General features: G+C 68.5%; 16 protein-coding genes. 6 read left to right on the forward strand and 10 right to left on the reverse strand.

Annotation, left to right across the window (positions count from 1 at the left end):
- Positions 1-49 precede the first annotated feature (49 nt).
- The 8 genes from ACWCP8_RS24465 to ACWCP8_RS24500 all read right to left on the reverse strand — a co-directional run bounded on the left by ACWCP8_RS24465 (position 50) and on the right by ACWCP8_RS24500 (position 11757).
- Positions 50-1302, reverse strand: a protein-coding gene (locus ACWCP8_RS24465) for an IS3 family transposase (protein ID WP_451118109.1) whose coding sequence is annotated in 2 segments (ribosomal slippage) — positions 50-1020 and positions 1020-1302 — 1254 coding nt in all. Because the reading frame shifts where the segments join, the coding sequence is not laid out codon by codon here.
- A 206-nt stretch (positions 1303-1508) separates the two neighbouring features.
- Positions 1509-2057: a DUF4142 domain-containing protein gene (locus ACWCP8_RS24470; protein ID WP_451118111.1), complete on the reverse strand. Its 549-nt coding sequence runs from the start codon at positions 2055-2057 to the stop codon at positions 1509-1511.
- Positions 2058-2526: 469 nt separating this feature from the next.
- Positions 2527-3801: a glycoside hydrolase family 3 N-terminal domain-containing protein gene (locus ACWCP8_RS24475; RefSeq protein ID WP_451118113.1), complete on the reverse strand. Its 1275-nt coding sequence runs from the start codon at positions 3799-3801 to the stop codon at positions 2527-2529.
- Between the two features lie 697 nt (positions 3802-4498).
- On the reverse strand, positions 4499-5296 hold the full coding sequence (locus ACWCP8_RS24480; protein WP_327243794.1) for a bestrophin-like domain: 798 nt from the start codon (positions 5294-5296) through the stop codon (positions 4499-4501).
- Positions 5297-5804: 508 nt separating this feature from the next.
- On the reverse strand, positions 5805-6293 hold the full coding sequence (locus tag ACWCP8_RS24485; RefSeq protein ID WP_451118115.1) for a flavoprotein: 489 nt from the start codon (positions 6291-6293) through the stop codon (positions 5805-5807).
- 142 nt (positions 6294-6435) lie between these two features.
- Complete coding sequence (locus tag ACWCP8_RS24490) at positions 6436-9051, reverse strand: ADP-ribosylglycohydrolase family protein (RefSeq protein WP_352267070.1); 2616 nt, start codon at positions 9049-9051, stop codon at positions 6436-6438.
- Positions 9052-9805: 754 nt separating this feature from the next.
- Entirely contained in the window at positions 9806-10522 is a 717-nt protein-coding gene (locus ACWCP8_RS24495; protein WP_451118117.1) for a response regulator, read from the reverse strand.
- A complete protein-coding gene (locus ACWCP8_RS24500) occupies positions 10519-11757 on the reverse strand; it encodes a sensor histidine kinase (protein WP_451118119.1) in 1239 nt (412 codons plus the stop codon). The genes ACWCP8_RS24495 and ACWCP8_RS24500 overlap by 4 nt, the downstream gene beginning before the upstream one ends.
- A 203-nt stretch (positions 11758-11960) precedes the next feature.
- Between ACWCP8_RS24500 and ACWCP8_RS24505 the strand changes: the two genes are divergently transcribed.
- The 3 genes from ACWCP8_RS24505 to ACWCP8_RS24515 all read left to right on the forward strand — a co-directional run bounded on the left by ACWCP8_RS24505 (position 11961) and on the right by ACWCP8_RS24515 (position 15817).
- Positions 11961-12653 carry an ABC transporter ATP-binding protein gene (locus tag ACWCP8_RS24505; protein WP_352267067.1) on the forward strand — a complete coding sequence of 231 codons (693 nt, stop codon included), beginning with the start codon at positions 11961-11963 and terminating at the stop codon, positions 12651-12653.
- Positions 12650-15010, forward strand: coding sequence for an FtsX-like permease family protein (locus ACWCP8_RS24510; protein WP_451118122.1), 2361 nt, complete (start codon positions 12650-12652; stop codon positions 15008-15010). The genes ACWCP8_RS24505 and ACWCP8_RS24510 overlap by 4 nt, the downstream gene beginning before the upstream one ends.
- Positions 15011-15214: 204 nt before the next feature.
- Entirely contained in the window at positions 15215-15817 is a 603-nt protein-coding gene (locus ACWCP8_RS24515; RefSeq protein ID WP_451118124.1) for a recombinase family protein, read from the forward strand.
- Between the two features lie 42 nt (positions 15818-15859).
- On the opposite strand, the gene ACWCP8_RS24520 is transcribed toward ACWCP8_RS24515, so the two are convergent.
- Both ACWCP8_RS24520 and ACWCP8_RS24525 read right to left on the reverse strand, forming a co-directional pair.
- Positions 15860-17584 carry an IS1182 family transposase gene (locus tag ACWCP8_RS24520; RefSeq protein ID WP_451118126.1) on the reverse strand — a complete coding sequence of 575 codons (1725 nt, stop codon included), beginning with the start codon at positions 17582-17584 and terminating at the stop codon, positions 15860-15862.
- Positions 17553-17750, reverse strand: a complete 198-nt coding sequence (locus ACWCP8_RS24525) for a hypothetical protein (RefSeq protein WP_451118128.1) — start codon at positions 17748-17750, stop codon at positions 17553-17555. The genes ACWCP8_RS24520 and ACWCP8_RS24525 overlap by 32 nt, the downstream gene beginning before the upstream one ends.
- Before the next feature lie 742 nt (positions 17751-18492).
- Here ACWCP8_RS24525 and ACWCP8_RS24530 point away from each other — a divergent pair.
- From ACWCP8_RS24530 to ACWCP8_RS24540, 3 genes are all read left to right on the forward strand, one after another.
- A complete protein-coding gene (locus ACWCP8_RS24530) occupies positions 18493-18975 on the forward strand; it encodes an N-acetyltransferase family protein (protein WP_451118130.1) in 483 nt (160 codons plus the stop codon).
- Positions 18976-19123: 148 nt separating this feature from the next.
- Positions 19124-20317, forward strand: a complete 1194-nt coding sequence (locus ACWCP8_RS24535; RefSeq protein WP_352267059.1) for a S8 family peptidase — start codon at positions 19124-19126, stop codon at positions 20315-20317.
- A gap of 404 nt (positions 20318-20721) precedes the next feature.
- Positions 20722-25011, forward strand: coding sequence for a discoidin domain-containing protein (locus tag ACWCP8_RS24540; RefSeq protein WP_451118132.1), 4290 nt, complete (start codon positions 20722-20724; stop codon positions 25009-25011).
- Positions 25012-25222 lie beyond the last annotated feature (211 nt).

Genomic DNA, 25222 nt, shown 5'->3' on the forward strand with positions numbered 1-25222 from the left:
GTTCTTCGCCGGAACATCACTATGAACCGTTCCGGGTTCGGTAGAGATCTCAGACGTTGTGTGTGACCTGCTGTTTTGTGGTGGCCAGGTAGTGCAGGGCTTCGTATTCGACGGGTGGGACGTGACCTATCTCGCCATGGAGTCGTCGGTGGTTGTACCAGTCGACGTACTCGGCGGTGGCGAGCTCGACGTCGGACAGTGTCTTCCAGGGGCGTCGGGGCTTGATCAGCTCGGTCTTGAACAGGCCGATCGTGCTCTCCATCAGGGCATTGTCATACGCGTCGCCGACGGATCCGATCGAGGCGGCGATGCCGGCGGTGTCCAGATGCTCGGCGAGCCGGAAACTGGTGTACTGCGACCCGGCATCGCTGTGATGGATCAACTCGCCTGGCTGGATGGGGTGTTGTTCGCGGTCGCGTTGCCAGATTGCCATCTCCAGTGCGTCCAGGACGAACACCGTTTCCTTCACGGTGGCCGCGGACCAGCCGACGATGCGGCGGGAGAAGGTGTCCACGACGAACGCGACGTAGACGACACCGGCCCAGGTCATCACGTGGGTGAAGTCCGCGACCCAGCACCGGTTCGGGGAGTCGGCGACGAAGTCTCGGTCCACCAGGTCCGGCGCCCTCCCGGCCTGCCCGCCGGGCAGCGTGGTGATCACCTTCTTGCCGCGGACCACACCGGCGATGCCCAGCTCGCGCATGAGGCGTTCGATGGTGCAGCGGGCCACCGCGTGGCCCTGCCGGTTGAGCTCACGCCAGATCTTTCGTGCCCCGTAGACACGGTAGTTGGCCGCGAAGACCTCGCTGATCCGTTCCTTCAGCTCGGCGTCCCGCACGGTCCTGGCCGACGGTGCCGCCCGGCGCTTGTGGTGGGCGTAGTAGGTGGAAGGGGCAATCTTGCATTCGTGGTCGGTCAGAACACGGCAGATCGGCTCGACTCCGCCGAAGCGGTCCCGGTGCTCGTCGATGAAGTTCACGAGCGTGTGTGTGGCCGGTCGGGCTCGGCCGCGAAGAAACTCGCCGCGGCCTTCAGGATCTCGTTCGCCCGCTTCAGCTCGGCGATCTCCTTCTTCATCGCCTTGACCTGCGCGGACTCCTCTGTCGTCATGCCCGGCCGGGCACCGGCATCGACTTGGTCCTGCCGCACCCACTTCCGCAGTGTCTCGGTCGTGCCGATGCCGAGCTTCGCGGCGACCGCTTTCATCGCCGCCCACTCGGTGTCGTAGTCGGGCCGCACCTCGGCGACCATCCGCACCGCACGACGGCGCAGCTCAAGCGGGTACTGGGAAAGACGTGCCATGACTCGATCCTCTCAAATGATCGAGTCCCTACCGAACCCGGAACGGTTCACTGTAAGTCGGCACCATCACGTCCAAGGGCGATCGCGACATGGCGTCCGAAATCGACTTCATACGCGCAAAGCCCCGGCGTCCCCAACTCCGCATCGTGATCCCCCCGAAGGCGCACATCAGTGGGCTGAGATCACGTCCGTGAGCCGGCGGGTGCCTACGCGTGGCACACGCCGTGGTTGACCATCTGGGTGTGGCGTGCGACCACCGGGCGCGCGCTCTTGGCCAGGGACTTCACCAGCGGGTTGGTGCCCGAGGCGATCTCCTTGTCGATGAGCGCGAGGGTCTGCACGTGGGCGGGGTACTGGGCCTTGAGCCACGCGGCATCGTACGCGGGCGTCCCGGCGAGGGACTTGAGGACGGCGGTTTGCGTCAGCTGCGCGCCCGTTTGCCCGGACGGCAGTGCCACGCCGAGTTCTGCCGCGGTCTTGACGACACCGGCATCAAGGGCGCTGTGGTCACGGATGAAGTCGGCGCCGGCCCGCTTGACGCAGGCGGTGGTCGCGGCGCTCTGACCTTGCTGACTGGTCGTGATCTCCCACAGGTTTCCCTGGTGGGCCGCGGTCAGGAGCTGCCTGTCCAGGGTGGAGACCGCCGACGGCGAGAACGACGACGAAGCGAGGGCCGGGAGCGACGTGGCACCCATGACGCACAGGGTGGTGGCGCAGACGGCGGCGAAACGGGCACGGGATCGAGTCGTATACATGAGTCCTCCACAGGTCGCACGTGCAAGCCTCGACGAAAACCCCATCCTCATTGCTCGAAGCGTGAGAAACCGTACCTATGCCATGGTTCACCCGGTTGAGTTCCTCGGCAACCGAGGACCCGGGCGCCTCTATCAGCTTCGGTGGGTGGTCGGGCGTCGATCCTCGGCGGCCGACCGTACGACCTTCGGCACACCTGCATCACCACATGGTTGAACGCAGGGGTGTCCACGCCTGAGGCGCCCTGAGCTTCCCCCGAGATGCGGAGCTGTGTGACAGCGGGTCAGATGGGACTCATGAGAGGAACTCTGACGATGCCTGCACCGAGGAAGTATCCGCTGGAGTTGCGTGAGCGTGCGGTGCGGATGTACCGCGCCGCAGGTGACGTGGACACATGGCCGGCCGGGCATCAAGGGGCGCCTCCCACTGGGCAGTCGGGTGAGCCAAGAGCTCCTTGCGCTCCGCTCGCGCTCAGGAGCAGAGATTCACGTGCCGGACGGCCAGGATGTGCCCCGCCGCGTCGATGAGGCGGCTGCGGGAGAGGTGTCCGCCGACCACCGCATTGGTGATCGCCGTGGCGATCGAGGACGTTTGGGTGCTGACGTTGCTCCCCAGGTCGAACATGACCATGTCGGCGCCGGAGCGCAGGGCCTGGACGGCGGCGGCGGGGACGCTGAAGCCGGCGGCGGAGATCGCCTTGGCGCTGAGCGAGTCGGTGACCACCAGCCCCTTGAATCCCAGCTTGCCGCGCAGCTCGGAGCTGATGGCGGTGGGTGACAGACTCGTCGGATTGGTGCCCAGGCCCGGCACGATGTTGTTGGAGACCATGATGGCCGGGGCACCGGCCTTGATGGCCGCTGTGAACGGCGGGATGCCCACCTTTTGCAGGGTGGACCAGGGCAGGGTGTGGGCAGGGCCGAAGTCGGAGTTGTAGCTGGAGCCGCCAAGGCCCGGGAAGTGCTTGACGACAGGTATCACGTGCCCGGCGCGCAACCCGTTCATGTACGCGACACCGTCCTTGGAGACCACCGAGGTGCTGCCGCTGAAGGACCGCCACCCGTCGGGGTTGGTCCGACTGGGGGCCACGTTCTTGCCGTCGACGTCGACCACCGGCGCGAGGTCCATGTTGACCTGGGCGGCCGCCATCTTGGTGGCGACCTTCGTGACGTTCTGCTGGATCTGGGCCGGGGTCCAGTGTGTGCCCATGTACGCGGGCCAGGGCAGGGATCCGACGAGGTTCGCCATGCGCTGGATGCCGCCGCCCTCCTCGTCGGTCATCACCAGCAGGCCCAGGTGGCCGGGTACATGGGACTTCAGGGCGGTCAGCCGGGAGCCGAGGTCGGACGGCGCCTTACTGCCGAACAGCAGCACACCGCCCGCACCCGCGCTCACCTCGGAAGTGACGTCGGACACCGAGGTCTCCGACACTGGGACGGCGATGGTCAGCATGGCCAGCCGGCGGTTCGACCACCCGGCCAGCTTCGTGCTGTTGGTGCACGCGGTGGCGGGGGAGGTGAGGGCCGGAGCGAAGGTCGAACGGGAGTGGGAAGGCGTGGCGGGCGGGGCGAGGGACACGCCGGGACCACTGGAGTGCGGGGCCACCTTGGGGGCGCCCGTGCCACAGCCCGCCAGCAGCATCGCCGCCACAGCGGCAGCAGTGCTCAGTCTTCGTGCGTTCCTGGCCCGGCCGGGGAGCCGCGGCGGTGGTGTCGCGCTTCTACGGTCACGGTACGACAGGAGATTCATCGCCCGGCCTCCTTCGAGAAGGCGCGACGGTACCCGTCGCGCCGAGGGCCGTATGAGCATGAGGTGGGCTTTACGACGCGTGAGAGGCGCGCCAGCCCGCATTTGTTCGCTGGTCCACGGTCGGAGTACCAGGATCTCGCGCCTCGGAGCCGGACGAAAGTCCAGCCGAGGTGAGTCAGGACTTGCCTTCGAGCGCGCTTCACCCAGGTCGCAGCGCAGTTCACCGTGGGACGGGTGTGGGGCGAGGGCGCCCTCGGGCCGGGAAACGGCAGGTCAGGGCAGGCTCCCAGCGCGGCCTGCAAATCTGCCGGCGCGCCGCCTGCTGGCCCGGGAACGCTCCGCGGCTGGGAGAAATCTGGGAGAAGATCTTCTCCCGGTGCGACTCCAGAACCTACGGAGAGCACGCCATACCAAGGGTCTGACCTGCATAGATGTCGGCGAGACCAGGTTCGGACTCCACCCGGACCTTATTCGGAGCGAAGGGGTCGTGGGTTCAAATCCCGCGGCGTTCCCGAGGTCCCTTCCCCCAGGTGTGCCCCAGGAGCATCTAGTGGCTCGGCTCGGATGGTTAACCCGAATTGATCCGCCATCCGTTGCCCGCCAGGCTGCCTCCAAGGGTCGATCTTGGAGATCGTCGTGGGGCGTCGTCCGGGCCGCGAACAAGCTTCGCCGTCGGCGCACTGATCCCGCCCGCCGCCTAAGACCCGCCTTCGAAGAAGCCGGACTTCAGGTCCCCGATGATGACGTCGAGTGGATGCCCACTCACGGTGAGCGGTCCACTCCAGGGCGCGGTGAGTGCGAAGAGCAACGCCAGGCTCAGCCCGACCACACTCGCAACGCCCAGAACGAGCAGTGACGTTCGCAGGCTGCTGCGGAAGGTGAGTGCGCCGGCGTTCACGATCAAGGCCAGTCCGCCGACCACAAGCGTGACAACGTAGAGCGCGGGTACGTCGCGCGAGGCAGCCGCAACGCGTGCGCGACGACTATTGGTGACGCTGTCCAGGGAAACCAGCAGCTCCGTGCTCGCCGGGGTTCCCAGCTCGGGCCGGGCCGCCTCGGCACGCACGCTCCGCTCCAGCCGTGCGATCGCGTGAGCGGTGGCCGGGTCGTCACCGGACGCCGCTGCCGCACCCTCCCATTCCCTGACACGCGTGGCCTGCAGGTAGTCCAGCAGTGCCGAATGGATCGGCTCCGACTGGACTCGCGGACTTGTCGCCGACCACGCCAGGCGGGAGGCTGCGGCCGCCTCGTCGCTCACCAACTGCTCTGCTGCGCGCAGGTAGCTGGCCTCGCTGGCCAGCGAGAGTGCCGCAAAGATCGCGAAGGCGGCGCCGAGTGTAGGCATCAGGGGCATGGCAATCTGGGGCACCCGATCCTGTTCCCCGACCGGTACGAGCGCCCGGACGCCGACCCGCGCCACGGCCGCGACCAGTAGGGCAAGGAAGAGCCAGCCAACAACCAATACCACCGTCGGCAGCGAGGCCAACCAGTTCACCACATCACCTACAGCGCGTTCCCGCGAGCGTCACACGGCGGCGCCCCACGACCTGGACCTTCAACGAACGCTCCATGATCACAGGTCGAAGACCTCCGATGCCCGCGACGCACGGCACCGGCACCTCGCTTCGTTGGCCAATCAGCCGAGTACGGCCCAGTGCGACGCTGTTCGGCCGCCTTGCGATGCACCGCACCGGACGCCTTTTGTTATCCGCCCAAGGCTGCGAGACGCGCTGTTAGCCCGGCCTCTGCCGCCTGTCGAATGCGTGCCGAAGGCCGGTCGACGAGACGCCAAGCACGGGAAGAGGAGCAGGTCAGCAGGGGTATGACACCCAACCCGCCAAGCGCCTTCTAAGCGCTTGGCCCCATCGATCAGCAAGTTGTGGTGACGGCAGTGTCTGACGGCAACGTCAGCACACTCGATCGCTCCTGAGCGACTCTTGGGCCACTCACCGTGCTGTGTCATCGGTTTGGCGCCCAGGCGGGCCGTTCAGTTGCTAGAACTCCTAAAGCGAGTGTCGAGCAGCCCGGGCCGTCACGTGCTGGATGGACTCCATGATCGCAGCCCAGGGGAGCTGTCGAACTGCTGGCCCTTCGCGGGGTTCATAGAGCGGCCAGACGTCAGGACCGTGGATGAGCTCTACGTCCGCCTTCCGTAGGGCCGCGACATGCCTTTCCCACGCTGGGTGCCGTACGTGTGCTGCGTTGACCCGCGGGAACACCACGACGGGAACGTCGATCGTGCCGAGCGCCTCGCTCACTTGCGTCAGTGCTTGGTTGTCGGCGATGCCCGTCGCGAGCTTGGCGACGTAGTTCGCGCTTGCGGGGCCGACGACGTAGCAGTTGGCGACCGGGTGTGGACGAGCCTCGGTCGGTAGGCGAGGCGTATCCCGGACTGGCAGGCCGGTTACGGCCGGCACCGGCACCATGGCCCGCCTCCTGCTGAGCCGAGCAAACGTCGCGGACGTACTCGCCGTCGACCGCAACGTGCGCATTCGCACCGACCACCCCGTCCCGGACCTCACCGCCCTGGAGGCGGACAACACCGGCGCGCACACTTTCGCCACGCCGGTCACCGAGATCGACGAGCGGGGAGCCGATGGCGCGGTCGACGTCCTCGAGAGAGGAGCCGGCGGGTCACCAGCCGGGGTAGCGGTTCCACCAGTGCCGGTCCCAGCCGCTGGTGTACTCGGTGCCGCCCGGCCGGTCGGTGAGCTGGGCGACGAGGTCGCGGGCCAGGGTGTCGAGGACCCAGGCCAGTTCGTGGCGGCTCACCAAGTCGATGGGCAGCGCCTCGGCGCCGTGCACCGCTCCGAGCAGCGCACCGGTCACGCAGGCAACCGAGTCGCCGTCGGGCGCCTCGGCGGCGAAGCGCAGTGCGGCACCGAGGTCGGCGCGGTCGGGGAAGGAGGCGGCGGTGTAGAGGCCGCCGAGGAGTGCCGACGGCGCGGTGGCGTCCGGCGCGAGCCGTGCGAGCCGTCGGGCGTCCGCGGGATGGTCCTGGCCCTGACGGAGTGCTGCCGTGAGTTGGCTGTGCTCGGTGTCAGTGAGGTCCTCGTCGAGAGAGGGCAGGGCGGACAACCCCGCCTGCAGGGTGTCCTGGACCCGTTCGCCGGTAAGGCAGTGGCTCAGGAGCGCGGTCGCGTGGGCTGCTGCGGACTGCGCGGCTCTGTCGCCGTGGGTGAGCGCGGCGATCTCGCGGGCCTGTCGGACCCAGTACCCCGGGTCTCTCCCGGCGACGGCTACGGCGAGCGGGAGGGTGCGGGTGAGTGCATGGCAGCCGCGGCTGGTCGTCGTCGGCCTGTCTATGGTGCCCTGCTCGATCTTGGACAGGGCGGCCACGGTTGCCGGTGCGGCACCACGCCGTTCGGCCAGCACGGGCACCTGGGCGAGCCAGCCGTCCGGCGTGTTGTTTTCCCATGCCCAGCGCCGCGCCTCGATCCCCTGCAGGGCGGCCCACCGGCAGTAGGCGTGCCACACCACCGATGGGGGATGGCAGAGGCCCTTGTGGTCGCCGCGCACGAACGCGCGGATCGTTCCCTCGGCGGTGAAGCAGGCCAACTGGGTGCTGACCCGGGCCTGCAGCGGGCCGTCGGCCGGCAGCTTGCCCCGGGCGGCGCCCAGCGTGTCGCCCAGCGCCAGGCCGAGCAGCATCCCGCGCGCCCGGGACGCCGCTCCCTTCTCCTTCAGGAACTGCCTGCGCTGCTTCTGCTCGGCATCGTCGCCCGGCCCCGGCTCCTCCAGCAGCTGCTGCTCCAGTTCATACACCGCGTCATACATCTCGGGGTGCGCCTCGAGATGCCAGCCGCCGGTCAGCGCCCGGCGCAGGTCCTTCAGCGCGGTATTGGGGTCGGCGCCGGTTGCCAGGTGGCTGTAGATCGCGGCGACGGCCGGGGTGCGGCTCTGCCCGGCAAAACAGTGGAGCAGGACCCGCTTGCCCTCTTGACGCAGCCGTTGCACCTGGCGGGCGGCCTGGTCCAGAACGTAGTGGAGGTTGGCGTTTGCCCCCTGGCTGTCCACCAGCCAGACCCGGACGTGCTCGACGTCGGCACCGGGCAGGATCGGGTCCGTACCGACCCGGCACAGCGAGACCACGGCGTCGACGGGGACCGGCTCGCCGGCCTGGGTCAGGGCCAGATTGCCCAGAATCACCCCGGGGTCGTGCGGGTGGGGTATGGCGAAGCTGCGGTGGTCGCCGACGGCCATGCGCGGCGACGAGGGCCAGCCCTGGGCGTCATCGATCCCGCCGCGGGCGGTGAGCACCGCAAGGCGGACCAGGTCGACCCCGCTGAGGCCGGGCCAGCCGTGGACGGCCTGCTGCCAGGCCAGCGGGATGCCGGAGCAGCCCCACCGCGCGCCGAGCAGGGCGCCCGCGATCGCCGCGACGGTGTCGGTATCCGTCCCGGCCCGCACCGCCGCCTCCAAGGCGAGGCGCAGGTGCTGGGCAGGGAAGCTGCCCTCGGCAGGGCTCAACTCGGGCACGGCGGTGCGGGTGATCGCCGACCAGGCGGCCTGGAGCGCGTGAACGACCCAGCCGTTGTTGCCGAAGTGGTGCGGCGCCTTGTCCTCCGCCTCATCGAGCCGCTCGGCCCACATCGCCCGGCGCTCCGCGGGTATCAGGTCCAAACCGGCGCGCACGCCGTCGAACGTGCCCTCAAGCACCGCGGTGCGGATGCCGGAGCACCACAGCACGCAGGCGTCGGCGCAGTCCGGATCCGGGTGGGTGAGCGCACTGACGGCGATGGCGGCCTCGGCCATCGCCGCGACGTCGCCCAGGTGGGTCAGGGCGACGATCCCGGTGCGCATCAGCGAGCCGTTCCCGGCGGCGCGATCGGTGCCGGCGGTGAAGCTGCGGGCGGCATCCAGCAGCGCCGCGCCCGGCGCTCCGCCGGCCCGGCCGGCGGTGGTCAGGACGGTGCGGGTCTGCGAGCCGACGTCACTGGCGCCGCCGCTCAGCCAGCCCTGGAAGTTGGCGGCGATCGCGTCAAGGGCCTCCGGGGTGCGCAGGTCCGCCCCGGTGGCCGCGACCTGGGCGATGCACACCTGCATCTGGGTGTCGTCGGAGTACTCGCCGGGCTCGTACGGTCCCAGGCCGCCGCCGATCATCCGCGGCTGCTGGTCCTCGCGCAGCCGCGTCTGGAACTCGTAGGGCACGCCCAACGCGTCGCCCACGGCCGCGCCGAGCAGCACGCCGACGGCCCGGTCAGTGCCCCGCGCGTCCAAGGCAGGCTGCGGGGTACGGGCTTGGGCCATGGAGTCTCCATAAGGTGCGGCGGCGCGCGCAGGCGGGCCGAGCGGTGGCGTGCGGGCAGCGGTCCCAGGCGCAAGCAGTGGGTGGAGCAGTCGCGACGAGAGGCCGAAAGGGCTGTCTCAGCGACAGTTTGATGTTGAGTCAGCTTGGCACGGCACCCCATTTATCGTCAATAAGACAATACGAACTACTTGCCGAGGCAATCGCCGACAACGCCCCTGGGAGCCCGGCACCGAGGCGACCATCCAGGCCGCAGCCGCAGCCGACGTTGGCAACGACGACCAGCCCGAGCCTGAGCCGCAGGCCGCCGCCGATGAGCCCGCGCCCGCACCGCAGGCGCCGGCCGACGAGCTCGCCGCCAAGCGGATCCACCGCCCCCTCTCTGACAGCCTTGGCTCAGACGCCCGCTTTGCCCAGATGGCACGTGCTCGCTTTGGATCTGCGTGAAACAGTCCAGTTTTACGCCTGCCACCAGTGGGGGGCTTCCGCGTCCCCACCCGGCTGCGTGGGCGCGAGTTCAGCTCGATGCTCCGATCGCCGGGCAGGGTTGAGTCCGCCTTACTCCTGACCCCGCTGTTCTGGTCCCACGTGCGCCCGTACGGTGAGGTAAACCTCGACATGGACGCCCGCCTGAACCTTGCTTCCACCACGGTGCCCGGACTCCGTGCTGTGGAAGAGCTGGACGACAAGCCTGCTGGAGATCGTATGGGAATGTGACACTGCTCTGAGGGCGTTCGGACACGGTGCAGCGGCTGGTCACATTTGCTGTCGATCGGTGAGCGGCGGCGAAGCGGGCTCGGTTCCGCCGACGCTGGCCAGGCCTGTTTCGTAGGCGACGACGACAACTTGGGCGCGATCGCGCAGTCCGAGCTTGGCGAGGATGCGGGAGACGTGGGTCTTGACGGTCGCCTCGGAGAGACGGAGGCGGTCGGCGAGCTCGGAGTTACTCAGTCCCCGGGCGAGCAGGCGCATCACTTCGAGTTCGCGCGGGGTGAGCGCGGCGAGGTCTCGGTGGACCGCTGCAGTAGCGGAGTCTCGGCGGGCGAACCGCTCGACCAGGCGCCGGGTGATGGCAGGGGCCAGCAGTGCGTCGCCGGTGCGTACCATGCGGACGGCGGCTGTGAGGCGTTCGGGGCTGACGTCCTTGAGGAGGAAGCCGCTGGCTCCGGCGGACAGCGCGGCGTAGACGTACCGGTCGAGGTCGAAGGTGGTCAGGATGATCACGCGCAGGCCGTCTGCGCCCATATCGGTGCCGCTGAGGATGCGCCGGGTGGCCTCCAGGCCGTCCATTTCCGGCATTCGGATGTCCATGAGGACCACGTCGGGCAGGGTGCGCCTGACCGCGTCGACGGCCTCAACGCCGTTGTCCGCTTCGGCAACCACTTCGATGCCCTCGGACGCCAGGATCATCCTGAAGCCGGTACGCACCAGCGTCTGGTCGTCGGCGACCACCACGCGCAGCGGCTCGGTCACGGTGCCTCCAGGGGTACCAGTGCGGTGACGCGGAAGCCGCCGCGGGGTCGGGGGCCGGTGTGCAGGGTTCCACCGTAGACGGCGAGGCGCTCGCGCAGTCCGATGAGTCCGCGCCCGTTGCCAGCGGTCGCGGCGGCGCTCGGGCGGCCACCCGTGTCGACGACCTCCACGCGCAGCTGGGCGGCGGCATATTCGACGGTCACTGCCGCGGACGCGCCGCTCGCGTGCTTCACGGTGTTCGTCAGCGCTTCCTGTACCACCCGGTAGGCGGCGAGTTCGACGCCGGGCGGGACGTGGCGGGGCTGTCCCGTCAAGGTCAGCTCGACCGCCATCCCGGACTGCCGCACCCCCGCGACCAGGGCCTCCAGCCGGTTGAGGCCCGGCTGTGGTGTGAGATCAGCCGACGCGTCCGCGTCGGGTCCTGCGGCGTCCGTCGTGAGCAGCCCCATGACCTGACGCAGCTCGCTCATCGCTGCCCGGCCGCCGCTCTCGACCGCGAGCAGCGCCTCACGGGCCTGGTCGGGGGCCGCGTCCATGGCCTTGCGCGCGGCGCCGGCCTGAATGACCATCACGCTGACGTTGTGTGTCACCACGTCGTGCAACTCGCGGGCGATGCGGGCGCGTTCCAGCTCGACCGCCCGGTCCAGCGCCGCGACCTGCTCGCGCTCCAGCGCGGACAGTTGTGCGCGCCCCTCATCGACCCGCCGCCGCCACATGCGAAACTCGTACGCTGCGGCGAAGACTGGGACAAGGACCAGGACCGCGATGACACCGTTCGGGAACTCGGGCAGCTGTGCGTTGGTGAACAGGACTGCCAGGACCGTGGCTGCCACCGGTAGGCTCACCAGCGTCGGCACCCGGTGCGGGCAGTAGGCCGCGGCGCTGTAGGCGGCGACGAGGCAGACCATGCCGCCATAGAAGGCGATGTCCCCGGAGTCGCGCATGATCAGCGGAGTCACGGCCATCACGGTCCACAGCACCGCCAGCGGATACCGGCGGCGGAGGGCCAAGGGCGCCGAGACGAGCGGCACGAGGAGTACTGAGCCGGTCCAGGAGGCAGGCCCGGCCCCCTCGTTCATGATCGTGACATAGCGGATGCCATCGGCGGCGAGGAGTAGAGCCAACGCTGCGTCGAATGCCCAGTTGCGCCGAGTGGGTCGGGGGAACCGACCGGTCGGGCGTACCGTACGGCCGGTCAGTTCCCGCACTCGGTCTGCGGTCGGCAGGTTCACCATCTGCTCATTCTCACCGCTGCTACGGGTCTCGCGGCATCCACCTGGATGATCACCTGCGATACATCCGTGGACTACATCGCAGGGATGACACCGGTCGGCCTCACCCTGGCGCGGTATCGGGAATGGCTCCTGAGCCCGACGCACCATGCCCGGCGGCCGCCCTAGCGTCGACCAGGCCAGACAGGCCCACCTGGGAGACGACCATGACCACGCCGTTGATCGAACTGTGCGATGTGAACCGCAGCTACGACGAGGGGCCGCCCGCCCTGCAAGAGGTGTCTTTGACCGTCGCATCCGGAGAGGCGCTGGCCATCCTCGGTCCGTCCGGCAGCGGCAAATCCACCCTGCTCAACCTGATCGCCGGTCTCGACCGGCCGAGCACGGGCACTGTCACCGTGGCCGGTGTGCGGGTCGACGAGCTCGGCGAGACAGGCTCGGCTCGCTACCGGCGAACTAGTGTCGGCATGGTCTTCCAGTTCTTCAACCTTCTGGACGACCTCACCGTTGCCGACAATGTCGTGCTGCCGGCGCAACTTGCCGGGATGTCGCGCGGTGAAGCGGCCAGACGCGCGGCGGAACTACTCCAAGCGCTCGGAATCGACCGGCTTGCCCGCGCTTACCCCGGCCGGCTGTCCGGCGGTGAGCGGCAGCGCGTCGCGGTGGCCAGGGCCCTGATGAACCGCCCGGCACTGCTGTTGGCGGACGAGCCGACCGGTGCGCTGGATACCAAGGCCGGTGAGGATGTCAGGGAGCTGCTCAACGACCTGCACGCAGACGGGCAGACCATCGTCCTGGTCACCCATGATGTGGCGTTGGCGCGAGCCTGCGCGACACGCACGATCCAGCTCGTCGACGGCCGGATCGCCGCCGACCACCCGATGGAGACGGCACGATGAGCGCCCTGGGGAAGGTCGTTCGTTCGGGGGTCGGCCGCCGCCGGGTGCAGACCCTGGTGACCGGTCTTGCCGCGATGATGGCGGTGACCGCGTCCGTTCTGGGCGGGTCGCTGCTGGTTGCCTCCAGCGCGCCCTTCGACACTGCTTTCGCCGGGCAGCACGGGGCGCATCTGACCGCGCAGTTCGACGCGGGCAAGGCCACGGCCGGGCAGTTGTCCACCTCCGCGCACGCGTCCGGCGTCACTGCGGCGTCCGGCCCGTTCCCGACTTCGGTGGTCACCCCGCGCGGAGGGCCCAACGCCGGTGCCCTCGCGGGAGCCGACCTGCTGCCGATGACGGTCGTCGGCCGCGCCGATCCCGGCGGTCCCGTCGACGACGTCACCTTGACGGCGGGGAGGTGGGTGACAGGCCCCGGCCAGATCGTGCTGTCTTTCTCGGGCCCGGGAACTCGCCTGGGCGCCACCCTTGAAGTACCCGGCCTTCCCGGCAGCCCGACGCTGACCGTGGTCGGCGTGGCCCGCTCGGTCAGCGGCACCGCCGACGGCTGGGTGACACCCTCTCAGATCGGCTCGCTGACCGCGCCCGGCGTCTCCCGCGGCTACCAGATGCTCTACCGCTTTGCCGCGGCCGGCACCACCAAGCAGATCGCCGCCGACCGCGCTGCGGTGACGGCAGCGGTCCCGGCGGGAGCGCTGACCGGGGTGCAGTCTTGGCTCAACGTCAAACAGGGCACCGACCGTAACACCGCGCTGTTCGTGCCGTTCCTCATCGCGTTCGGCATCCTGGGTGTGGTCATGGCAGTGCTCATCGTAGGCAACGTCGTCGCCGGAGCAGTCGGTGTGAGCGTGCGACGGATCGGCATCCTCAAGGCCATCGGCTTCACACCGGCCCAGGTCGTGCGGGCCTACACGAGTCAGGCGCTGGTTCCGGCGGCGGTCGGCGCTGCGGTCGGCGTCGTCGCGGGCAACCTCCTCGCCATCCCGGTGCTGTCCACGACCAACCAGGTCTACGGCACGACGGCCTCGGGCGTGGCTCCGTGGGTCGACGTCGCGGTGATCGCCGGGACGCTGAGCCTGGCGGGTGTGACCGCATGGACAGCGGCACTGCGGGCCGGACGGCTGCATACCGTCGACGCGCTCGCGGTCGGACGCACCCCTCGTCCCGGCCGGGGCCAATGGGCGGCCAGGCTGACCGCCAAACTCCCGCTTCCCCGGCCGGTCAGTCTCGGCCTGGCCCACCCCTTCACCCGTCCCACCCGCACGGTCGCGATGGCCGCAGCAATCGTGTTCGGCGCCACCGCCGTCACCTTCGCCATCGGCATCGGCAGTTCCTTGAGCCAGGTCCAGGCCGCCAAGAACCACGACACCGCCGACGTCGTCATCGGCCCTGAACGCGCCCCCGGTGGTCCCGGCGCCCTCACCCGGCAGCCGACCGGGGGCGATCCCGCTGCGGTCACCGCGGCGATCAACGCCCAAGCCGGGACCAAGGCGTACTACGGCACCGCCACAACAGAGGTGACCGTCCCGGGGATCAGGAGTACCAGCACGGTCTTCGCCTTCACCGGCGACGCCTCCGGGGCCGGCTACCGGATGGTCACGGGAAGCTGGTTCCACGGACCTGGCCAGGCCGTCGTGCCGACCACCTTCCTGACCGCCACCGACACCCACATCGGGGACACCGTCACCCTGGACTACCACAACAAGGCGATCCCAGTCCGGATCACCGGCGAGGTCTTCGACCCCCACACACAGACCATGGAAGTCCTCACCGACGCCTCCACCCTCGCCACCGCAGAGCCGGACCTGCGCCCCCTCACCTACTCCATCACGGTCAAGCCCGGCACGAACGTGGTCAGCTACAGCAACACCCTGAACACCGCGCTGCGCCCTCTCGGCGTCACCATCCAGGCAGACGAGTCCGGTAAGAGCGATGTAATCCTCGCCCTCAACACACTGACCGCAATCCTCACGCTGATGCTCGTCGTCACCGCCGGCCTGGGCGTACTCAATGCCGTCGTCCTCGACACCCGCGAACGCGTCCACGACCTCGGCGTCCACAAGGCGCTGGGCATGACCCCCCGGCAGACCATCGCCATGGTCATCTCCTCAGTCGTCGTGACCGGCCTGATCGGAGGCGCCATCGGCGTACCGACCGGAGCGGCTCTGCAGGCGTTGACCGTGCCAGCCATGGGACACAGCGCCGGAATCAACATGCCCGCCTCCATCATCGACGTCTACCACACTCCCGAACTGGTCCTACTCGGACTCGGCGGCCTGCTCATCGCCGTCCTGGGCGCACTCCTGCCCGCCGGCTGGGCCGCCCGCACTCGCACCGCCACCGCCCTGCGTACCGAATAAGGCACGGGGCAAGACGACCAGGGGGCAGGGTGCTGTCCGCGAGGCATGCGCGGACAGCACCCGAGAAGCGCCGCGCGGCGAGTGTCGGAAAACGAACGTCTGCCGACACTCGGGACCGTGATCACGAACCTGCAGGTGGGCAGTGTCGGCAACTCGCGTCGGAAATCAACGTCGGAGAACGGTTCTTCGGGGTAGTTTCCGACAATGCTCATCGGCTACGCCCGCACATCGACGGCCGACCAGAACCCCGATCATCAGATCGGCGCACTTCTCCGCCATGGCGTCGACCGCGACAACATCCATGTCGACGTCGCCAGCGGCGCGAAGGCGTCCCGCCCGAAGCTCGACCTCGTCATGCAGCTGCTACGCGAGGGCGACACGCTGAAGGTGACCCGGCTCGACCGGCTCTCCCGCTCCGTGCTGCACCTGGTGACCCTCGGGTCCGAGCTGCGCGAGCGAGGCATGGGCCTGCACGTCATCGAGCAGGGCATCGACACCGCGACCATGGAGGGCCGCGCAATGTTCGGGATGCTGTCCGTGCTCGCCGAGCTTCAGCGCGAACTGATCGTGGCGAACACGAACGACGGGCTCGCCTCCGCACGGGCCCGCGGCCGGGTCGGCGGACGCCGGCCGAAGCTCACCGAGGACCAGGCCGCGCTCGCCCAACGGCTCTACGACGAGCGGGAGAAGACCGTCCAGCAGATCGCCGACATGTTCGGCGTCCCCCGCTCCACGGTGTACGGGCACCTCGACAAGACCAAAACCGTCCCCCGCCAACCCAAGAAGACCACGGTCACGAAGCTCTGACCGCTCGTTTGCGGCTGTCACCGATCCTGCTGGCTTATTCGGTCACGCGGCGAGGGAGAGGTCGAGGCGGGCAAGGTGGCTGACGCGGGTGCGGTCGAGCGGGTGGCCGTTCCACCAGGCATCGAGGCGGATGAGGTTGAGCGCAACGGCGGAGAGGACGTGCTCCAGGTGGGTCTTCTGGAGGCCGAGGTAGCGGGCACGTCTCATCCCGGTGACCGCGACGGCCTGGTGGATGGTTCCCTCGACGCCCGCGCGGGTTCCGTACTTGGCTCGCCACTGCTCGTCGGACTGCTGGAGGCGGGCATGGTCGAGGACTTCTTGCAGCTCGCGGGGTTGCAGGGAGAGGGTCCGGCCGCCGGTCTTCGAGCGGGTGCACTGGTCTCGCACCGGGCAGGGGCGACATGTCTCCTTGTCGAATTTGATGACGATGGCCTTGGTCCCGCGCTGGGTCGCGGGGCTCCACCAGGTGCTGGTGTCCCCGCGTGGGCAGGTGGCCTGCCGCTTCTCCCAGTCGATAGTGAACGCGGTGCGGTCGAACCCGGCGCCGGCACGTGCCTGGGGTGAGCTGTTCAGCAGGACCGGGGTGACCAGGGTGACCCCGAAGTTCTTCTTCATCCCCACGATCAACTCGGCGGAGGCATAACCGGAATCGAGGAAGTGCTCGGCGGGCAGAAGACCACGGCCGGCGAGCATGTGATGGACCGGTTCAGTCATTTCCGCGTCGGTCACTGTGGCGTCGGTGGTCGCGATGCTGGTGATCAAGCGTGGCGGCGGTCCGTCGGCTCCAGGGATCGTCGCCTGGCCGCTGGCAGCCGAGTCCTGGTCATCGGTATCGTCGCAGGACTCACTGATGTGGATCTTGTAGCCGGTCCACCAGGAGCCCTGCTTGAGACCGTAGCGCGCGTCCGTGTCGTACGGAGAGACCAGCCGCAGTCTGCCGGGCGGGAGGTCTTTGCTCTCCCGCCGCTTCACCTCCGCCCCGGCCTCGGTCACAGTGCGGTGGTAATTCTGCACCCACATCGTGCGCAAAACCTGCACCGCTGGGAGCTCACGCAGCCAGGCAGGCGCGTCAGGGGCGTGCACCGCCTCCAGCAGCGCGAACCCGTCCCGGCCGTAGACCAGGGCCATCTCCTCGCGCTTGCTCGTGGAAGCCGGCGGATGCCAGGAGTGAATCCGCGAGCCGTAGCGTTCGGCCCATTCCCGAACAGGCACCGCCCGAGCCAGCCAGTCCGGGGCCGCGCAGGCCAGCGCCTCCAGCGCGGCCCGCAGCGTCTCCCCGGCCAGCTCCAGCCTGTTCAGATCGCGTACCGCCGCCAGCACGCGGGTGGAGTCAGTGCGCTGCCTGCCTCCCGCCTTCACCAGGCCCCGGTCCTTGAGCGCGGTCAGCAGCAGGTCGAGCACCTTCTCCTCCATCCCGTGCTTGACCAACCGCGTGCGGAACTCGGACAGCACCGAGGCGTCGAACCCGGGATCATCCAGCTCCAGGCCGAGCGCGTATTTCAGGTCCATGCCGTACCGCACCCGATGCACTGCCGCCCGGTCGGTGAGGTTCTCGGCGAACTGCAACACCGTCACCAGCGCGAGCTGGCCTGGTGACCAGCCTGGCCGTCCTCTGGCTTCGAACGCCTCGGCGAACTCGGCGTCCGCGAACAACTCGCCCAGCTCGTCACGGACCCGCATCGCCAACGGGTACGGGCCCCGTGCCGCCACCGCCCGCGCCACCTGCGCGGTCAGCTCAGGCACCTTCGGCCAGGGCCTCGGCTGCATCGACATTCCACACCCCACCCGCGACCGGGAAAGCCAAGACGGCCGCTGCTGTCCTGCCCAACGAGCCGTCAGCCCCGCTGGGCACGGAATAAGCCAGCAGGATCGGTGACACGGTTCTTACCGGCACCCCAATGAGCTGCGCGAAAATCATGCTCAGAATGGCCACCTGAAGTGCACCCCGTCCTCCCGCGCGAGATGGCCGCCCTCGAGCCGAACTTTGCGGCCCCTACCGTGACGCCTTCGGCCTGTGCGCCGGCTGCGGCCTGAGAGGCCGCGTCGAACGCCACTATGCCGCCGACGACCCCGACCGCTCCCGCGAGTCCCTGCGGTCCCCGTACGCCCAGCCCTGGAAGTGGGTGCCCTGCCCGCACGAGTGCGTATGCGGCGACCGGCCGAAGCCCGCCCCAGCGTCTTGTACGGACTGGTCCCGCAGCTCAGCCCGAACCAGTAGCCTGTGACCAGCGGCCACGAACGGCCCGCGCAGACGGACAAAGAGGTCCTACCCCAGGCGGGGTAGGGCCTCTTTGCTGCGCAAGGGGCGATGCGCCAGAGACCCTTTTCCGCCCGCCGCTGACCTTGCAGCCCGTCCGCCGGCGGCACAGATGCCCGTCGGCGGGCCCGATGAGGGCCAGATGGGGGCCGGAAGGACGGGGAAACCCCGTGAACGATCATCGCGCCCTGAGTACGCCCATGTGTGCTGACCTGCTGAAACGGCGAATCCGGGGACGGTCAGGGAAGGACAGGGGCACGCTCTGGCGAGGTGAGGAAGCGTCAGCGGCGCGAAGAACAGCACTGATTCTATTTGGGTGGAGATCCGCGCGGGCTCCGGCATAGGTTCGTCCGCGATGTGAGCAGCTCACCGCGCACGGGGAGCCGCGACGGGCTCCACCTGAACTCGGAGAGACGACATGGCGCCGAACGAGCCCGCACCGGCCGGCCGCGCACTGCTGCGGAAGGCCGCAGCCAAGGACGCAAAGCCCCTCACCCGGGTTTTTCTCGCCTCCCGCGCCCGGACCATGCCGTACCTCCCGAAGTTGCACAGCGACGCGGACACTCTCGCCTGGATGACCCACGTCGTCCTGCCCGGGACCGCGGTGTGGGTCGCCGAGACCGGGACGGGCGACGTGCTCGGGTTCGCCTCCGTCGACGGAACCGAGCTCGAACATCTCTATCTGCGCCCCGATGTGCGACGCCGGGGCATCGGCTCGCTGCTTCTGGCGAAGGCCCGCGAGATCTCTCCCGAAGAGCTCACCCTGCATGTCTTCCAGCGCAACACCGATGCCCGGGCGTTCTACGAGAGGTACGGATTCACCGCCGTCGACTTCAATGACGGCAGCCGCAACGAGGAGAGGGAACCGGACGTCCTGTTCCGGTGGACGGCGCGGGGCTGACTGCATTCGCATGCACAACGAGTTGAGCTGTCCGGCTGATCACGCTCAAGGCGGAAGCGGATCCCGGACGAAGGACAGTGTGGACGCGTTGCGGATCTTGTTCCGTGCGCTCCTGTCCGCGCCGACCCAGGCACTCAAGGAGTCATGCATGCGTCTACTCACACGCTGGGCGTCGGCCGCCCTTCTGCTGGTCGCACCGCTGATCAGCGGCACCCACGCCGCCGCCAGTCCGGATGACGGCGGCCTCGCGGTGGAACGTTCCGCGCGGGCCGTCCCCGGTCAGTACATCGTCACCCTCGCCTCCGAGTACTCCGCCTCTTCGGTCACCGAACAGTCCGATGTGAAGCCCCTGTTCACCTACGACCGGGTACTGCGCGGCTTCGCCGCCGTGCTCACCCCTGCGCAGCTGGCCAGGGTTCTGACGTCACCCGGTGTCGCGGCGGTCGAGGAGGACTCCGTGGTCACGGCGAACGAGCCGGCCGCTCCTTCCACGCGCGCGGCGTCACGCGCTGCGGTCCCGGCTGCGAGCTGGGGACTCGACCGGATCGACCAGCGGTACCTCCCGCTCGACAAGGCGTTCAACACTGCGGCCACCGGCAAGGGGGTCACGGCGTACATCGTCGACACCGGAATCGACACCGCGCACAGTGAGTTCGGCGGGCGCGCCACCGTCGGATTCGACGCCATCGCCGACGGCCGGGCCGGTGAGGACTGCAATGGCCACGGCACCCATGTGGCGGGCACGGTCGGCGGCGCCACCTACGGTGTCGCCCGCTCCGTCTCCCTCGTCGCCGTGCGCGTTCTCGACTGCGAGGGCAACGGCACCGGCTCCGGGCTCCTGGCCGGGTTGGACTGGGTCGCCAAGCATGCCGAGCAGACCGCGGTGCTGAACGCCTCTCTCGAGGGCCCCGCGTCCACGTCGATCGACGACGCCGTCAACGCCATCTCCACCAAGGGGATTCTGCCCGTCGTCGCGGCCGGGAACAGCGCGGTGGACGCCTGCGGCACCTCCCCGGCGCGCGCGTCCCACGCGGTCGCCGTCGGCGCCAGCGACAGCCAGGACCGGGAAACGAGCTTCAGCAACTACGGCTCGTGCGTGTGGATGTACGCCCCGGGAACGGCCATCGTCTCCGCCGGGCTCGGCGGAGGTTCGCTGGCCTTGGACGGAACCTCCATGGCCAGCCCGCATGTTGCCGGTGTCGTCGCCCTCTACAAGGAGAAGCACCCGGGCGCGATGCCGAACGACATCGCCCGCTGGCTCGCCGACCAGTCCACCGTGAACGTCCTGTCGTTCCTGGGCGCGGGCTCGCCCAGCCGTCTCCTCTACACCGCCGGTCTCTGATGCCGACCGGCTGAATCAGCACAACGAGCGCGGGGCCGGCATCTGCGGGCCCCGCTTCGTACTGCGCCGCGTGCAATCGTCCCGCCCATCCGTGAGCAGGTACCTTGCGCAACCTTTCACGGTCACGCAAATTGATTGCGTAATTTGCAGATCCGTTGCATAGCGATCTGTGTCCCTGAAAAGGCTTATCTGCAGGTCCAGTTGGCTGAGAATCGCTGACAGTACATGTGCCTCCTTCGGTTATCTGTTCTGAGAAAACTGTGGACTCGCTCTCATTCCTCTGCAACTCTCTGACCGCAAAGCGCAAAAGTCCGTCAGGTAGTGCAGAAATGCATGCCACACACGTTCGCAGACAGAGCCGCGCCCTCGACGCGCCCTGCGCCGAGGCCGAAGATCGGGGACCTATGAGAACCCAGTGCTGGAGACGGCGGGTCCTTTCCGCCGTGGTCACCACCAGTCTTCTGATGATCGGCTGGCCGGCGCTCACCGCGTCGGCGGCCGGCGGCCCGAATATCGCTGTCGGCCGACCCGCCGCCGCGAGCAGCGCCAACAGTGAGTACACCGCCCGGAACATCACCGACGGAGACCGGTCGACCTACTGGGAAGGGGCCGGCAGCAGCCTGCCCCAGTGGGTGCAGACCGACCTCGGAACCGGCACCCGTATCGACGAGGTCACACTGAAACTGCCCGCGGGCTGGGAGAGCCGGCAGCAGACACTCTCGCTCCAGGGCAGCGCCGACGGCACCAGCTTCTCGACGCTGAAGACCTCCGCCGCCTACACCTTCGCTCCAGGCAGCTCCAACGAGGTGACCATCGCCTTCCCGGCCACCCAGACCCGCTTCGTCCGTGTGAACATCACGGCGAACACGGGCTGGCGGACCGCCCAGCTCTCCGAGCTGGAGGTCCGTGCGGCGGGGGAGTCGTCGGTCAACCTCACCGCGGGTCGCACGCTTCAGGCGAGCAGTTACACCGAGATGTATGTGGCCGCCAACGCCAACGACGGCAACCCGGCCACCTACTGGGAGTCGCGCAACGGCGATCTGCCGCAGTGGATCCAGGCCGACCTGGGAGCCTCGGTGCGCGTGGACCGGGTGGTGCTACGGCTGCCGGGCGGCTGGGAGCCCAGGACTCAGACACTGAAGATCCAGGGAAGTACCAACGGCTCTGACTTCACCGATCTCACCCCGTCCAAGGACTGCGCGTTCACTCCCACCGGCGGTGAGACGGCGACGGTCTCCTTCGACGCCACGACCACGCGCCACGTACGGGTGCTGGTCAGCGCCAATACCGGCCGGGCGGCCGCCCAGCTCTCCGAACTGGAGATCTACGGCCCCGGCACCGGCGACACCGATCCGCCGACCGCACCCGGGGGCCTGGCGTACACCGAGCCGGCGTCCGGTCAGATCAAGCTGACCTGGCAGGCGTCGACGGACAACAAGGGCGTCACCGGCTACGACATCTATGCCGACAACGCACTGCTGACCAGCGTGGCCGGGGACGTCACCACGTATAGCGACACCCGTCCCGCCGATGCCACCGTGGCCTACTTCGTACGGGCCAAGGACGCGGCGGGCAACGAGTCGGCCAACAGCAACACCGTGACCCGCAGGGTGGACACGGGGGACACGCAGGCGCCGACCGCACCCGCGGACCTCTCCTTCACCGAGCCGGCGTCCGGTCAGATCAAGCTGACCTGGCAGGCGTCGACGGACAACAAGGGCGTCACGGGCTACGACATCTACGCCAACAACGTCCTCCGCAGGAGCGTGGCCGGCGACGTCACCACGTACACGGACACCCAGTCCGCGGGCACCACCGTCTCGTACGTCGTGCGGGCGAAGGACGCGGCGGGCAACATATCCGGCGACAGCAACACCGTCACCCGCAACGGCAGTAGCGGATCGGCCTCCAACCTTGCCGTCGGCAAGCCGATCACCGCCTCGTCCGTGGTCCACACGTTCGTCGCCGAGAACGCCAACGACAACCAGCTGACGACCTACTGGGAGGGCGCGGGCGGCAGTTACCCGAACACCCTTACCGTGAAGCTGGGAGCCAACGCCGACACCGAGAGTGTCGTGGTCGAGCTCAACCCGGACAGCATCTGGGGCGCCCGGACCCAGAACATCCAGGTCCTCGGACGTGAGCAGAACGCCACGTCCTTCACGAGTCTGGTCGGGGCGAAGGACTACGCGTTCAGTCCCGCGACCGGCAACACGGTGACCATCCCGGTCGATGCCCGGGTCGCCGACGTCCAGCTGAGGTTCACCTCCAACACCGGCTCCGGTGCCGGCCAGGTCGCGGAGTTCCAGGTCCTGGGTGCCCCGGCTCCCAACCCGGACCTGCAGGTCACCGCGGTCGGTGCCACTCCTGCCGCACCGGTCGAGTCGGACGCGATCACCCTGGCCGCGACCGTGCGCAACAGCGGAGCGGTCGCCGCACCGGCGAGCAAGCTCGAATTCCGGCTGGGCGGCTCCAAGGTGGCCACCGCGCCGGTGGGCGCGCTCGCGGCCGGATCGTCCACCCAGGTCAGTGCGGACATCGGGCCGCGCGACGCGGGCTCGTACGAACTGAGCGCCGTCGCGGACGCGGCGGGCGAGGTCATCGAACAGAACGAGACCGACAACACCTATACGCGTGCGGACGCGCTGGTGGTGAAGCCGGTGTCCAGCTCGGACCTGGTGGCCGCCGCGGTCACCACCTCGCCGTCGGCTCCGGCCGACGGCGACAATGTCACGTTCTCCGTCGCGGTGAAGAACCAGGGCACCGTGGCATCCGCGAGCGGCAGCCACGCCATCACGCTGAGTCTGATCGACTCCAAGGGCGCCACGGTGAAGACCCTCACCGGAACGCACAGCGGAGCCATCGCCGCCGGTGCGACCACCGCGGCGGTGAACCTGGGCAGTTGGACGGCCGCCAACGGCTCGTACACCGTGAAGGTCGTCCTCGCCGACGACGCCAATGAGCTCCCGGTGAAACGGGAGAACAACACCAGCACCGAGTCGCTCTTTGTCGGCCGCGGGGCCGACATGCCGTACGACACGTACGAGGCGGAGGACGGCGTCACGGGCGGCGGCGCCCAGGTCGTCGGCCCGAACAGGACCGTCGGTGACATCGCGGGCGAGGCGTCGGGCCGCAAGGCCGTCACCCTCAACAACACCGGCAACTATGTCGAGTTCACCACCAGAGCGAGTACCAACACCCTGGTGACCCGGTTCTCCGTTCCGGACTCCGCGGGCGGCGGCGGCATCGACACCGAGCTGAATGTGTATGTGGACGGCACCTTCCTGAAGGCGATCGACCTCACCTCGAAGTACGCGTGGCTGTACGGCGCCGAGACGGGCCCCGGCAACGCGCCGGGATCGGGGGCGCCCCGGCACATCTACGACGAGGCGAACATGATGCTGGGAAAGACCGTTCCGGCCGGGAGCCGGATCCGGCTGCAGAAGGACGCGGCCAACACCAGCACCTATGCGATCGACTTCGTCAGCCTGGAGCAGGTCGCGCCGGTCGCCAACCCGGACCCCGCCACGTACACCGTCCCCGCCGGATTCACCCACCAGGACGTCCAGAACGCCCTGGACAAGGTCCGGATGGACACCACCGGACAGCTCGTCGGCGTCTATCTGCCGGCCGGTGAGTACGAGACATCCAGCAAATTCCAGGTCTACGGAAAGGCAGTGAAGGTCGTCGGCGCGGGGCCCTGGTACACCAGGTTCCACGCCCCGTCCGGGCAGGAGAACACCGATGTCGGATTCCGCGCGGAAGCCAGCGCGAAGGGTTCGTCGTTCGCGAACTTTGCGTACTTCGGCAATTACACCTCGCGCATCGACGGACCGGGCAAGGTGTTCGACTTCTCGAATGTCTCCGACATCGTGATCGATAACATCTGGAACGAACACATGGTGTGCCTCTACTGGGGAGCGAACACCGACAGTGTCACCATCAAGAACTCCCGCATCCGCAATCTGTTCGCCGACGGCATCAACATGACCAACGGCTCGACCGACAACCGCGTGACCAACAACGAGGCCAGGGCCACGGGCGACGACAGCTTCGCGCTGTTCTCGGCGATCGATGCCGGGGGCTCGGACATGAAGAACAACGTCTACGAGAATCTGACCTCGATCCTCACCTGGCGTGCCGCGGGAGTCGCCGTCTACGGCGGCTACAACAACACCTTCCGCAATATCCGTATCGCGGACACCCTGGTCTACTCGGGGATCACGGTCAGCTCGCTCGATTTCGGATACCCGATGAATGGATTCGGGACCGAACCGACCTCGATCGAGAATGTTTCGGTCGTCCGTTCCGGCGGCCATTTCTGGGGATCGCAGACATTCCCCGGGATCTGGCTGTTCTCGGCGTCCAAGGTGTTCCAGGGAATTCGCATCAACAACGTGGACATCGTCGATCCGACGTACAGCGGCATCATGTTCCAGACCAACTACGTGGGAGGACAGCCCCAGTTCCCGATCAAGGACACCATCCTCAGCGACATCTCGATCTCCGGAGCCCGCAAGAGCGGCGACGCGTACGACGCCAAGTCCGGCTTCGGGCTGTGGGCCAACGAGATGCCGGAGGCGGGCCAGGGGTCCGCAGTCGGTGAGGTCACCTTCAACGGCCTGACGCTGAGCAACAACGCGCAAGACGTGAAGAACACGACCCCCACCTTCCGGATCAACATCAACCCGTAGCACGGAACCACAGGTCAGGGACGCCGCCCGGGAGGCTGGGCGGGCGGCGTTCCGGGCCGCGCGGAACCTCCGCCACGCACGTCACATGCGTAGCACTGTCAAACTTTTACGAAAACTGCGCGAGATATTGCGCAGGGATGTCAGCGGTGGTTGAGTGTGCCGCGCCCCGGCAGAGAGCCGGCCGAGGGACTTCCATGCTCATGCCCGAAGG

Source organism: Streptomyces sp. NPDC002206, assembly GCF_053593595.1.